The organism is Nostoc sp., from assembly GCF_036917235.1.
Classification (GTDB): Bacteria; Cyanobacteriota; Cyanobacteriia; order Cyanobacteriales; family Nostocaceae; genus Nostoc.
This window is the reverse complement of the sequence record NZ_JBALDU010000090.1, coordinates 151,289-163,451: the sequence shown is the minus strand read 5'-3', so window position 1 is coordinate 163,451 and position 12,163 is coordinate 151,289. Positions and strand designations below refer to the sequence as shown.

Sequence of the window (12,163 nt, the reverse complement as noted above, 5' to 3'; positions counted from 1 at the left end):
GTCAGTTTATACTTTACAAAATTTAGCAATAACAATGCTCTCTTTAACAGGAGGGCTTTTTTTAGAGAAAGCAAAGGCTGAAAGTATTATTATTGCTTTAACTTAGAATAAACGAACAGGTTTATTTTGCAGCTTGGAACTAATTGAGCTTACCCGATCGACGACAGAAATCATGTATTTGTAATCTGGTACTTGTCCATTGGGTACATACCCCACTTCTTGAGCTAAATCTGAAGACGATTCACTCATCACTTTGCGGATAAACTCTTGACGGTTACGTTCTACATTCGGCCCAATCAAGACTACGCCCAATGGTACATAATGAGGGTCTTTAAATAGTATACGGAATTCGGTTGGCGCCAACTGTGAACTGTAGAGACTTAATTCTGCCTCCGATACGGCACAGGCGATCGCTTTTCCTTGAGCGACCAATTCCAGTGCTGTTTTGGGTGTGGGTGCAAACAGTATCTCAGCCAGCGTTGTACCATAAAGATTGTAAAGAGGAAAATAATATCCTGTTGCTGAACCTAACTGTCCTAAAGCCACTGTTTTGCCTTGCAATTGTTTCAAGTCAGCGATCGGATTATCTTTACGAACAACGAAGATTGAACGTAAATTACTAATACCTATTAAAGGAAATAGGGGAATATATTGGTGACGTGCGATCGCAATAGCCGCTAAACCCGGTGGAGCAAATACCAATGACCAAGCACGAGCATTAAGGCGCTCAACCGCTCTATTTTCATTAAAAACAGGCTCTAGCTGAATATATGAATTTGTTTTTTCACCTAAGTAACTATTAAATTTAGCATATTGATTAATTATCTGTTCGCCTCCACCATAGTTGATGACACCAATAGTTAACGTGCCCTCAACCCCATCTCCATCTTGTGGTTTGCAGGCAGCAAATGTAAAACCTAGTAGATAAAACAGAAATAAACGACGGGGAAATCGCACAAACATCACTAATTATGGTTAAGGAAATAATTTGGCTTTCAGGACTAATTTAGATAAATTTAACTGCTGCCTAAAGAGGTTATATTGCAGTAAAAAATTAATATTTATTTAAATATTGTTGAGATGCTTTCTAACAGGTATAAATAAATATTAGACAAACTCACAGACCACCTTGGTTGCTTAGGTTATGTTAAACAACATTACGTTAAAAAACTTAAAAATAGGTGCTAAATTTAACTTGCTTTTAATATTAGTTTTCATCATCAGTATTTTGGGAAGTGGTGTTGCCTTATCCAGTGTACTTCAAGGGAGAGCGCAAAATGAAGTAAGTTCTCAAGCGGAGATTCTCATCCAAATGGTGAATGCAGTTAGAGATTATACACAAAATCGTATTGCTCCCCTATTAGAACCTAGATTAGATACTAACCCAACATTCATGCCTGAAGTAGTACCAACTTTTTCCTCTAAAGAGGTTTTTGAAAATTTTCGTAAAAAGCCTGAATTTAAAAACTTTTTTCATAAGGATGCAACACTTAATCCAACCAATTTAGCTGATAAAGCTGATAATTTTGAAACTCAACTTGTCGAGCGTTTTCGCAACGAACCTAATACTCTAGAAATTACAGGCTTTCGTAAATTGTCAGAAGGCGAAGTATTTTACATTGCACAACCACTAAAGATTACACAAGCCAAATGTTTGCGATGCCATTCTACACCAGATCAGGCTCCTAAAAGCCAGTTGCTAAATTATGGCTCAGAAAATGGTTTTGGCTGGCAACTCAATCAGATTGTTTCTGCTCAAATAATCTCTGTCCCTTCTCAAGATATTTTTGCCAATGCCAAGCAGACTTGGATATTGATAATGGGACTTTTAATTGCGATCTTTGCGATCGTAGTTTTCTTAATTAACTTCTTAATTACAAAATATGTGATTCAGCGCATCAGAAGAATAGAGAGAATAGCTCAAAAAGTTAGTATTGGTGACATGAGCGCTGATTTTGAAGAAAGCTCTCATGATGAAATTGGCGGGTTAGCAGAAGCATTTAATCGGATGAAAGCTAGCTTGAAAATAGCTCTGGAGATGCTGAATAATCAAGGCTAATAATTCGTAATTCTTAATTAACAAGGACAAAAAGGCAATTTTTACAAATTCAAGATAGTAAGCGTTGCTCAAATTGCAAAGCTTTTTGAGGTTCGGGGATTTGTGATGCTAAAATTTTCACAAATTCTGCACGAGAGATTTGTCCAGAAGATTTCCTAGCTTTTTGAACTAGAAACTTAGCTATTGGGCCAATAAAATCAGCCAACTCACGTTCGCACTCTTCCAGAAATTTTTCACTGATTACTTGAGATTCTTGGTTTGCTAAATTATTTGAGTTAATATCAGATTGGTTGGATTTTACAGTAAGTTCTTGTAATAGAGTAGGTTTCTCTAGTAGAAATGTTGTTTTCTTCTTAAAATCAATTTGTTGATTTTCTCGAAGATGAAGGGCTAATTGACTAATTAATTCTTCCAAATTGGACGCTGATGCCGCAACTTGTCGTAGTAATCTTGAGGCGATGGGACCGACAAATTCTAAAAGAATTGTTTCTAAGCGGTTGTAACTTTTCCCAGACAGAATAGAAGCAGTCGGATACCCAATTGAGTTTTGTTGAATAAGCGAAGCTTGAGGCGGTTGTGTAAAATCTGGTAGTTGAAGTGATTGCACTTCTACCTGGTAATCTTTACGATAATATTCTTGCTCTTTGGGTGTCAAAGATGGTAGCTGAAGTGATTGCGCTTCTCCTCTAGTATCGAGATTCTTAAGCACCTGTAAAACTTCAGCCGCAGACTGATAGCGCTGTTTAAAGTGATGTAGCACCATCTTAGATAGCACAGATGCCAACTCAGAACTGACGTTAGCTTGATGCTGCCAAGAAATTTCTCCTGTATTTGGGTCTTCCTCAAAGTTTATCGGATGTAACCCTGTCAGCGATTGTATACCAATAATGCCTAAAGAATAAATATCACTATTGGGGCGGGGCTTACCTTGTCCCTGCTCTGTAGACATATATCCGGGAGTACCAATAATAATAGTAGCCCCCGTGTGCCCTGCAATTGTGAGCAGTTGAGTTTGGACTTGTTTAACAGCGCCAAAGTCAATCAGCACTAACTTACCGTCTTGTTGCCGCCTAATTATATTGTCCGGTTTGATATCTCGATGAATAACGTTGTGGCTGTGAATAAATTGTAGAATACCCAGGACTTGTTGGAGTAGTTGAATGACTCGATCTTCTGTCCAACGTTGATTGGGGAATAGTTCCGCTTTTAGGGTATGTCCTTCAATGAACTCTTGCACCAAGAAGAACTCTTGGTTGTCTTCAAAATAGGCTAAAAGCCGAGGAATCTGGTCATGGTAGCCCAGTTGTTCTAGAGTTTCTGCCTCACTAGTAAATAGCCGTCTGGCAGTTTTGAGAAATTCAGGGCTACGAGTGACGGGCTTCAGGTGTTTGACAACGCATTTTGGGAAACCTGGCCGATGGGTATCTTGGGCTATGTAGGTTTGACCGAATCCACCTCCACCTAATATCTGGAGGACTTGGTAACGTCCGTCTAATAATTGTCCTAACATTGTGTCACAAGCCTTAATTCCTCAAATTAATCTTGACACAACTACCAGCTTTGGTAAGGTTTGTTCAGACAGAAAGTAGGTAGTGCCAAAATTTCAAGCAAGGTTTTTTGAGGATTATATTACAAGTTTATGACTAACTAAACTCCAGAGCGGCTTGCAGGCATATTATTGTTGAAGCTTTAATAATTCCTCAGAAATCGCCAGTGCCTCAGCTTTTGAGGTAGTTGTTGGTTGAGAGACTACGCTAACTTCTCCTAATTGATTTTTATTTACAAAATAGGTGATTCCCCGAAAGCTCAGTTTATAGGCTACTAGTGGTAGAGGAACTTCTGCCGATTTAGAATTTGGATCGACACAATAGTTAACACCACGGTACATCAAATTATAAGCTGGCCCAACTTGAGGAACTGGTTGAAACGGCTGTTCTGTTTTTTTGCTGCCAACTTTGTTTTGGTTATATTCGTAGCTCAGACCACGATAGTAAAGTTTCATAATTTTCGCCTCCTGAATAACTGTTTTTCAACAATGCCAATGACTTTTCAGAGGTTGATTAGAGAGTTATGCAAAAGCTAATGTAAACTTACACTTTTTAAGGAACTGCTTAAAGGATTAGGCGTCTAGAGTGAAGAGTTATTCATTGGGCATTGGGCATTGAGTATTGAGCAGGGGAGGCAGAGATGCAGAGGGGCAGAGGGAAAAAACTTACTGCAAATTCTCCTCTACTCACCTGCTCCCTTGCTCCCCTGCTCCCCCTACTCCTTCTCCCTTGCTCCCAACCTCCCGTATGCTTACCCTTTTCATTCGGGGGTTACGTGGTTAACAATGGGTTGAATGTTTTTTAAATGATTCAACTTTATGGCTAGAACTGCAAACGAATATGCCGTATACATCCTACTGGAAAGCGGCCACCGAGAAGAAGTACGTTTTCCTACTATTCAAGAGTTTCAGAAATGGTATAGCGGCGAACTTGTGCCAAAATCTGCTTCTAATGACTTTATTAGCGTGCCGATCAAAAATATTCAAGGGGAATATATGGTAGTACGCCCTTCTCGGATTGTGGCAATCCGGGTAGAACCGATTTTTAGTTCCAGTGTTGAAAGATTCAACTAAATGATGAGAAAAACCCTTGCTTTGCTTTCCTTGAGTCTAGGAATTGCCCTCGTAAACCCTCTCTGGTCGGCTGTTGCTCAGGTTCCTAACTTACTGCCGTTGCCACTACCGACTACTCCCGATCTTCCACCTATACCAATACCGATCGCTCCTGCGATCGCGCCGCCGCTAAAACCAATCACTATCGGAAGCGATTGTACAGTCCGGCCGACTTGCTTGGGTTGGGATGAGCAAATTTGGAGTCAAAGAGGTAAAACAGGTGTTGGCGCTTCGCCCACCGGAGGCGATCGCAAAGCGTTATTAGCTTCTATTGATAACAGTCTGGTTTATCTAACAAAGGGTGACGCGATCGCAGCATATCAAAATTATCCAGTTCGGGAAATTACCCTCGATCGCGTCCGCCGGAGTTTGCTACGTTTCCGCCAACTGGTTGTCGGTTCTCAGTCAGCAGCGCAACTACAAGCCGCTGTCAGTCGTGAGTTTGTCTTCTACCAATCTGTGGGTAACGATGGCAAGGGTACTGTTAAGTTCACTGCTTACTACGAACCTGTTTACACCGCTAGCCGTGTCAGAACTGCAATATATAAGTATCCTCTTTATCGGCTACCACCTAATTTCAGCCAATGGCCTAAACCTCATCCAAAACGAATTGATTTGGAAGGGAAGGATGGTTTAAAAGGGAATAAGAGTAAATTACATGGTTTAGAACTGCTTTGGTTTCGCGATCGCTTTGACGCATACATGGTACATATCCAAGGTTCTGCCCAAATTAAGTTAACTAATGGCAAAACAACGTCAGTTGGCTATGCAGGTGGAACTGATTACCCCTGGACTAGTATCGGTAAAGAACTGGCAAAAGATGGCAAACTTCCACTAAATGGATTGACAATGCCACGTATGATTAGTTATTTCCGACAAAAGCCCCAGGAGTTGAACAATTATCTGCCCCGCTGGCAACGATTTATTTTCTTCCAAGAAACAAGCGGTAGAGGTGCTACTGGTAGTATTCATGTGCCAGTAACAGCAGAACGTTCCATTGCTACAGATAAGTCTCTCATGCCTCCGGGAGCGTTAGCACTGATTTACAATTCATTTCCCTATCCTGTCAATGGTGGCAAATTAGAGAGGCGTACTGTCAGCCGCTTTGTGCTTGATCAAGATACAGGAAGCGCCATCAAAGGACCGGGCCGGGTAGATTATTTTATGGGGTCTGGTAAACTAGCGGGCGATCGCGCTGGTATCACAGGCGGTAATGGTTCATTATATTATTTGCTGCTCAAAGAATAAAGTTAGAGGTTAGAAGTTAGGAGTTAGGAGTTAGGAGTTATTAATTCAAAACTCATCACTCCTCACTCTCCTTAGTACGGCGGATAAGCAAAATCATCTTCATCAGCATAAACGTAAGAGTTGGAAACTCCTGCCATTGCCAATTTAGGCGTTTCTGATTTTACAGGTTCCTTGCCAAAATCTTTGTGTTCTTCAAAAGTCTTACAAATCATTGCAGACTCAAGAGCATCGGAAGCAATTAAATATTGCGTTAAAGTCCCTACAGTGGGATGTTTATAGTCCACAGTTGAAGCTACTAAAACTGTATTTGGTTCAATACCTCTTTCTTCACACTCAATGATGGGACAAAAAATCCCGTGAGCGTGGAACAAAGGCCCTTTTGATGTCAAAGGTTGCTTGCGGTAGATAGCGTAAGCTTTTTCTAGTTCAGCAACGAATCCACTTACTACTCTGCCTTGTTGATTTTCGCAGTAGGTTTTGCTAAAACTGGCTCCGGCTGCACCATTGAGAGTTAGTTGTAGTGGTGATTCATGTAAAAACTTTTTATTCTCACCCACTATAAAAATTAGATAGCGAGTAAAGGTTTTAAATTTAAGTTTGTCGGCTAAAAAAGCATCATAATTATCTTTGAGCGTACCCAGTTTTAGACCACTTTCCCGGTCTTTAACAGACAATGGCCCCCGACGCACTATAACCAAGCGTGGAGTAGCGCTAATAAAGACTGTTTCTACTCCAGAGCTAAATTCATGCTCAACTTGCTGCCAATTATCATCTGGCACAAAGCCGACAGCATTAGCATTATCCAGCTTAATCGCCAAACCGTGAGATTGTATACCATCTGTGCCATACCGAGGATTAATCATCTGACACCAGGGAAGGACTTGAGAAGGCGGTGCATTGAATTTCTCGTCTTCAAAGTCAAAATTAGCAGATGCTTTCATCGTTTTAGGCTATCAAAGTGTTTTATTGAACAAGGTTATCGGCAGGGCGCTGATCCTGGAAAACCAGTTATATGCTGTGGTTTCCAAAGTTTAAGAAAATTAAACTGACCTAGTATTTTTTCTAGAGTAAGACAGAATCAATCTATGTTGCAATCCCTGTTTAGTTTTTTAACAACAAATTCTTTCTTTGGCATCTCTCTATCTAAATACGATCTCCTTTTTGTTCCTCTCGTGGTTAAATTCAAATCAGCAAATTACTGTGAACTTAAACCAGCGAGAGTCTTCAAATCAGGCACCTCTAAATCAGGTTGAGTGACTGCTGGTAAATTTGCACTAACCCCTTGCTCTGCTCGACGATTTACCCAGACTGTTGATAATCCCAGAGACTTAGCTGTCACGATATCATGATATACACTAGCCGCAACGTGTAATATCTGCTCTAACGGCAAATCAATTCTCTCAATAGCCAGTCTGAAGTTGTTGAAGGAGGGTTTGTAGCTTTTTGCCTGTTCTGCTGTGATTATCTCGTCAAATTCCACCTCCAAGTGCTTTGCCGAGAAAGCAAAGAGATCGTCATCTACATTTGAGATAATTACCAGCTTAAACTTTTGCTTTAAAGTTCTAAGTGCCTCAACTGTATCGGGGAAAGGCAGCCAATGCTGAATCGAATTGGCAAGTGAATTTAGTTCGTCAGCAGTTGGCTCAAAACCAAATCGTCCACCAAATTTCTGAACTACTTTTTTCAAAACTTCTCGATATTTGATATATTCTCCAATTTCGAGTTCTGCTTCAAATTTAGCAAAAATATCAAGAATTTGATCGTTATCCAAATTAGTGTTGTGTGTCAGCAGAAGTGGCTTTAGCACTCCTAAGATGCCATTTTCCCAATCAATTAGGGTTCCATAACAATCGAAAGTTAAAGCCTTATACTGTTTTAATTCAATCACTTTTTTATACTCCAGAGCTTGATTAATAGCATTCAGTTTTCACAAACCAAAAGACGGATGAAGTCGTCCGCGTTGGCGCAGCCCGCCGCAGGCATCGCCACATCTACTGTTCTTGAAGTCTCTGAACATTTTTATATATCAGGGCAACGCGGAACTTATAGGTTACTCAAAGATTGACAAAGTGAACCGCCAAGATCGTTTTACAGTTATACCTGCGTTAAAGAGCATTGCTCACCGAAGTTGTATTAGCGTTATCCAAACAAATTCATATTACATTGATATTACAATATTACTAAGTTGAGGTGTGGGATAATAGTTATTCCAGAAAGGAAATTATTCCTAAGTATAGTTTGTATGGATGTTAAATTTCAGGATACACAAGCAAATACCACTAAAGAATTAAACTCAAGTAAACAGCCATTTCATAGCAAGCCATCCGAAACTTTTTCGATAGCGGAGGCAGTGGTAAAAATCCTGGAAGATATGGGAGTACAGTATGCCTTTGGTGTATCAGGAGGTGCGATCGCCCCAGTGTGGGCTGCATTACATCAAAGTTCTATCCAGGTGTTGCACTTTCGCCATGAAGCTGGAGCCGCTTTTGCAGCCATTGAGGCGCACTTTGCTAGCGATCGCCCCGTCGTAGTGTTTACTACAATAGGCCCAGGGATTACGAATGCATTAACTGGCTTGTTTGCTGCACGTTGGGAGGGTGCTAAAGTTATTTTTCTGTCACCTTCAACATCGGCATCGCAGCGTGGAAGGTGGGCATTCCAAGAAACCAGCACTTACACCATGCCTAGTGGGGGACTGTTCACATCAGAACCACTGTTTCATTATGCGACAACTCTCGAATGCAGCGATGAACTTTCAAAGGTTCATCGACGGTTGGCACTTGGTATAGCCCGACCAGATGGTTTTGTAGCACACTTAAATATCTCCACTAATATCCAAACTAGTTCAGTTAAGACATCATTGCCACGAGTGGCTTTCTCTTTTGCTCCCGCAGCCGTAAATGAGGAAACTATTGCAGAATGTACGCGGTTGCTTTCAGAAGGACCATTTGCCATTTGGGTGGGCTTTGGTGCGCGGGGTGCAGCAGCAGAAATTCGTCAGCTTGCAGAAGCGACGGGAGCGGCAGTGATGTGTTCACCTAGAGGCAAGGGCATTTTTCCTGAAAACCATCCTCAATTTGTTGGTGTTACAGGTTTTGCTGGACATACGTCAGTTTTAACGTATATGCAAGAACAACGACCTTTACGAGTGTTGGTGCTAGGAACGCGCCTCAGTGAGTGGACTTCGTTCTGGAATTGTGCGATGATTCCAAAACGAGGGTTCGTGCATATCGATATCGACCCAGAGGTTCCAGGAACTGCATATCCATCTGCCGAAACGTTTGCCATCCAGTCCGATGTGGGAATGTTTGTAAAGGCACTGCTAAAGTACTTTCCACAACACCCAAATCAGTTAACAGAAATGTTGCTGCCTTGTTCTAAGCCTGTAATACTTAATCCACGTGCAGAGGGACTAGTGCGACCCGAAGTACTCATGGATGCAATTCAACGGCAAATAGTTGAAGGGAGCGATGCGGTTGTCATGGCTGAAGGAGGAAACTCGCTAGCTTGGGCAATTAACTTACTGCGATTTGCCAAACCAGGTCGTTTTCGAGCCAGTACCAGGTTTGCATCTATGGGTCATTTCGTCACAGGTGTTGTGGGTGCTTCACTGGCACGCAATGGTAAGACTGTCGCCATAGTTGGAGATGGTGCCATGCTAATGAACAATGAGATAAGCACGGCCGTAAGATACCAAGTTGCTGCTGTTTGGATTGTACTAAACGATGGGCGCTATAGTATGTGCGACCAGGGAATGGCTTTGTTAGGGTTCAAAGATGTAGATGTAGAGATTCCGCAGGCGGACTTTGTCAAGATAGCTTGTGGAATGGGAGCTGAGGGCATCCGCGTTGAAACGGAACCTGAAATCCAAGCAGCTTTAGAGAAAGCGATGGCCTCGACCTGTCCGTACGTTGTTGACGTAGTAATTGACCCAACCCGGCTTGCACCAATTAAGAGTCATATTCACAATCTGATTGCACAAAGTGCTACGAATTACTAAGAGGAGATTTGTCATGGTGCATCACCCAGTAGGTATTCGCGCGATCGCAGTTAACTTTCCCAGCGTCAGACGTACAAAAGATTATTACAGAGAGAAATACCCAGATATAGTTGCTCAAGTCGAGGAAAAAAGCTTGGGAAAGCTGTTTTCGCTTGCTGGCTCTACCCCCAGCAACGAGTTTGACTTGGAGATGTTGCCATATCTGTCAGATCCTTTTCGTGGTACTGTCGAACAGCGGGTACTTGCTCCAGGTGAATCATCGCTGATGCTAGAAGAGCGTGCAGCTCGTGATGCTCTCAAAGCAGCGAAGCTTAATCCTGAAGAAGTCGATCTTATGCTCGTAGCCTCGATTTGGCCCGAACAAATCGGATTTGGTAATGCCGCCTTCCTTGCCCGAAAACTGGGACTGCAAGGTGCTGCATGGAATGTTGATGGAGCTTGTGGTGTTACCCCAGTAGCATTGCAAACTGCCTCTGCTTTAGTACAAGCAGGTGAGTACCGCAATGTACTGGTAGTAATTTCGTGCACTTACTCTCGCTTTGTCGATGAGGACGATACCGTTTCCTGGTTTCTTGGCGATGGTGCTGGAGCCTTTGTTATCGGTTCAGTCAAACCTAACCAAGGAATACTCAGTACAAAAACTGTTAATACGAGTTGTTTCTGTGACTTATTAACCTTAAATATTACAGAAAACAAGCAAGGCAATCCACGAATTCGTATGCAGATGAACAAGGACGCAAAAAATGCGCTCAGTGAAGAATCGGCGCAGCTTTTACGTACCTGTTGCGAAGGTGCTATTTTGGCAGCCGATTTAACTCTCGATCGGATTGACTTTTTTCTTTTTAATACAGCCACAGCTTGGTTTTCAAGCTTCTGTGTACGTGTACTTGGTATTGACTCAGAGCGCACCCTTAACCTCTATCCTCTGTACGCTAATATTGGGCCAGTACTTACCGTGGCCAATCTTTATCACGCTGCACAGATGGGTAAAATTCGTGAAAATGATTTGGTTCTCGTTTATGGCTTTGGTGCAGCAGGAGTCGCCTCTGCAAGTGTGATGCGTTGGGGTAACGTAGCGCTAGGTCTTTTTCCACATCAGGGCGAACCTGAATCAGCACTGAAAAGTTCCTTAGATCGTAGCTTTGCTCCTTGTTAAAGTTATCTATCAATATTTAAATCATACTCAGTAGTTAATTGTGCAAAAAGAAATTCTGGCGGCGGGCTTTTACCTGTTATCTTTGATATTTCCGCTCAAAGTCTCGGCAAAGGATTATGACGAGATTTATGTTTTTGGAGATAGCTTTTCCGATACGGGTAATGTATTTAATGCAACTAACGGAATCGTTCCCCCAAATCCACTTTACTTTAATAAACGTTTTTCCAATGGTTCGGTTTGGGTGGAATATCTCGCCTCCGATCTAGGGATAACTTTCAATCCGAACACAAACTTTGCCTTCGGTGGTGCAACTACAGGATTCAAGAATATAGGAATCAGCACTCTACCAGGATTACAACAACAAATCAACAGCTTTACGACAGCAAATCCGTCTGCCGATCCAAACTCCCTCTACATCTTGTGGGCGGGTGTTAATGATTATTTAGATTACTTTTTCCAAGGCACTCCCAACCCTACGCAGGCAGTTACAAATTTATCAACGGCTGTAAAATCGCTTGCTGCTGTTGGAGCTAGAGATATTATGGTATTGAATCTGCCAGATTTAGGAAAGTTTCCAGTTACAGGCGATAATAGTCAAGTTTCTAGCTTACTTAGCACTTTTACCAATAAACATAATTCCAGCTTGACCACAAACCTCAACCTTTTGAGTCAGGAACTAAACCCTAATGTCAACATTATTCCTCTTGATGTTAATTCTCTTTTTAATCGGATCGTTGCAAAGCCGGAGGAATTCAGTCTCACGAATGGAACTGACTCGTGCATCGGAGATTCACCAGTGGTGCCTATTGAAGTTACCACACAGCAAGTTATCTGTATTCCAGACAAGTTTTTATTCTGGGATGAAGTCCATCCAACGACTGCCACTCATAAGCTAATCGGAAAATTAGCGTTTTCAGCGCTTGAGCCAGTGCCTGTCCCTGAAACTTCTGCTGTGTTAGGAGTCTTAACTTTTGGTGTAGGTGCAGTATCGCTACGGAAACGCAAATAGCTATCAGTTGGTGCAAAACAAAGCAATCAAAA

The 12,163-nt window shown here is 41.9% G+C and carries 11 protein-coding genes; 6 read left to right on the top strand and 5 right to left on the bottom strand.

Features of this window, described 5'->3' with window-relative positions; translation table 11 throughout:
* Positions 1–102: 102 nt before the first annotated feature.
* Entirely contained in the window at positions 103–963 is an 861-nt protein-coding gene (locus V7K44_RS25460; protein WP_334935597.1) for a phosphate/phosphite/phosphonate ABC transporter substrate-binding protein, read from the bottom strand.
* 181 nt (positions 964–1,144) lie between these two features.
* Between V7K44_RS25460 and V7K44_RS25455 the strand changes: the two genes are divergently transcribed.
* Positions 1,145–2,059 carry a Tll0287-like domain-containing protein gene (locus V7K44_RS25455; RefSeq protein ID WP_334935595.1) on the top strand — a complete coding sequence of 305 codons (915 nt, stop codon included), beginning with the start codon at positions 1,145–1,147 and terminating at the stop codon, positions 2,057–2,059.
* Positions 2,060–2,108: 49 nt separating this feature from the next.
* On the opposite strand, the gene V7K44_RS25450 is transcribed toward V7K44_RS25455, so the two are convergent.
* Positions 2,109–3,569, bottom strand: coding sequence for a serine/threonine-protein kinase (locus tag V7K44_RS25450; protein ID WP_334935593.1), 1,461 nt, complete (start codon positions 3,567–3,569; stop codon positions 2,109–2,111).
* A 165-nt stretch (positions 3,570–3,734) separates the two neighbouring features.
* Positions 3,735–4,061, bottom strand: a complete 327-nt coding sequence (locus V7K44_RS25445; protein WP_334935591.1) for a DUF4278 domain-containing protein — start codon at positions 4,059–4,061, stop codon at positions 3,735–3,737.
* A 363-nt stretch (positions 4,062–4,424) separates the two neighbouring features.
* Here V7K44_RS25445 and V7K44_RS25440 point away from each other — a divergent pair, with 363 nt between their 5' ends.
* Positions 4,425–4,679 carry a hypothetical protein gene (locus V7K44_RS25440; protein ID WP_094348386.1) on the top strand — a complete coding sequence of 85 codons (255 nt, stop codon included), beginning with the start codon at positions 4,425–4,427 and terminating at the stop codon, positions 4,677–4,679.
* Positions 4,680–4,682: 3 nt separating this feature from the next.
* On the top strand, positions 4,683–5,966 hold the full coding sequence (gene mltA / locus V7K44_RS25435) for a murein transglycosylase A (protein WP_334935650.1): 1,284 nt from the start codon (positions 4,683–4,685) through the stop codon (positions 5,964–5,966).
* Between the two features lie 71 nt (positions 5,967–6,037).
* Here mltA and V7K44_RS25430 read toward each other — a convergent pair whose 3' ends face one another.
* Both V7K44_RS25430 and V7K44_RS25425 read right to left on the bottom strand, forming a co-directional pair.
* Positions 6,038–6,907 (bottom strand): DUF5895 domain-containing protein, encoded by an 870-nt coding sequence (locus V7K44_RS25430; protein ID WP_334935589.1) that lies wholly within the window; start codon positions 6,905–6,907, stop codon positions 6,038–6,040.
* Between the two features lie 254 nt (positions 6,908–7,161).
* Entirely contained in the window at positions 7,162–7,854 is a 693-nt protein-coding gene (locus V7K44_RS25425; protein ID WP_334935587.1) for a haloacid dehalogenase type II, read from the bottom strand.
* Positions 7,855–8,208: 354 nt separating this feature from the next.
* On the opposite strand from V7K44_RS25425, the gene V7K44_RS25420 reads away from it, so the two are divergent.
* The 3 genes from V7K44_RS25420 to V7K44_RS25410 are packed head-to-tail and all read left to right on the top strand — an operon-like array spanning position 8,209 to position 12,131.
* Positions 8,209–9,966, top strand: coding sequence for a ScyA-related TPP-binding enzyme (locus V7K44_RS25420; protein ID WP_334935585.1), 1,758 nt, complete (start codon positions 8,209–8,211; stop codon positions 9,964–9,966).
* Between the two features lie 13 nt (positions 9,967–9,979).
* The gene (locus V7K44_RS25415; RefSeq protein WP_334935582.1) at positions 9,980–11,122 is read left to right on the top strand and encodes a 3-oxoacyl-ACP synthase III family protein; all 1,143 of its coding nucleotides are present in this window, start codon (positions 9,980–9,982) and stop codon (positions 11,120–11,122) included.
* A gap of 40 nt (positions 11,123–11,162) precedes the next feature.
* Complete coding sequence (locus V7K44_RS25410; protein WP_334935580.1) at positions 11,163–12,131, top strand: SGNH/GDSL hydrolase family protein; 969 nt, start codon at positions 11,163–11,165, stop codon at positions 12,129–12,131.
* The last annotated feature ends 32 nt before the right edge of the window (positions 12,132–12,163 follow it).

Coding starts and splice junctions, on each gene's coding strand:
- V7K44_RS25460 (WP_334935597.1), bottom strand. CDS start 963: ATGTTTGTGCGATTTCCCCGTCGTTTATTTCTGTTTTATCTACTAGGT.
- V7K44_RS25455 (WP_334935595.1), top strand. CDS start 1,145: ATGTTAAACAACATTACGTTAAAAAACTTAAAAATAGGTGCTAAATTT.
- V7K44_RS25450 (WP_334935593.1), bottom strand. CDS start 3,569: ATGTTAGGACAATTATTAGACGGACGTTACCAAGTCCTCCAGATATTA.
- V7K44_RS25445 (WP_334935591.1), bottom strand. CDS start 4,061: ATGAAACTTTACTATCGTGGTCTGAGCTACGAATATAACCAAAACAAA.
- V7K44_RS25440 (WP_094348386.1), top strand. CDS start 4,425: ATGGCTAGAACTGCAAACGAATATGCCGTATACATCCTACTGGAAAGC.
- mltA (WP_334935650.1), top strand. CDS start 4,683: ATGAGAAAAACCCTTGCTTTGCTTTCCTTGAGTCTAGGAATTGCCCTC.
- V7K44_RS25430 (WP_334935589.1), bottom strand. CDS start 6,907: ATGAAAGCATCTGCTAATTTTGACTTTGAAGACGAGAAATTCAATGCA.
- V7K44_RS25420 (WP_334935585.1), top strand. CDS start 8,209: ATGGATGTTAAATTTCAGGATACACAAGCAAATACCACTAAAGAATTA.
- V7K44_RS25415 (WP_334935582.1), top strand. CDS start 9,980: ATGGTGCATCACCCAGTAGGTATTCGCGCGATCGCAGTTAACTTTCCC.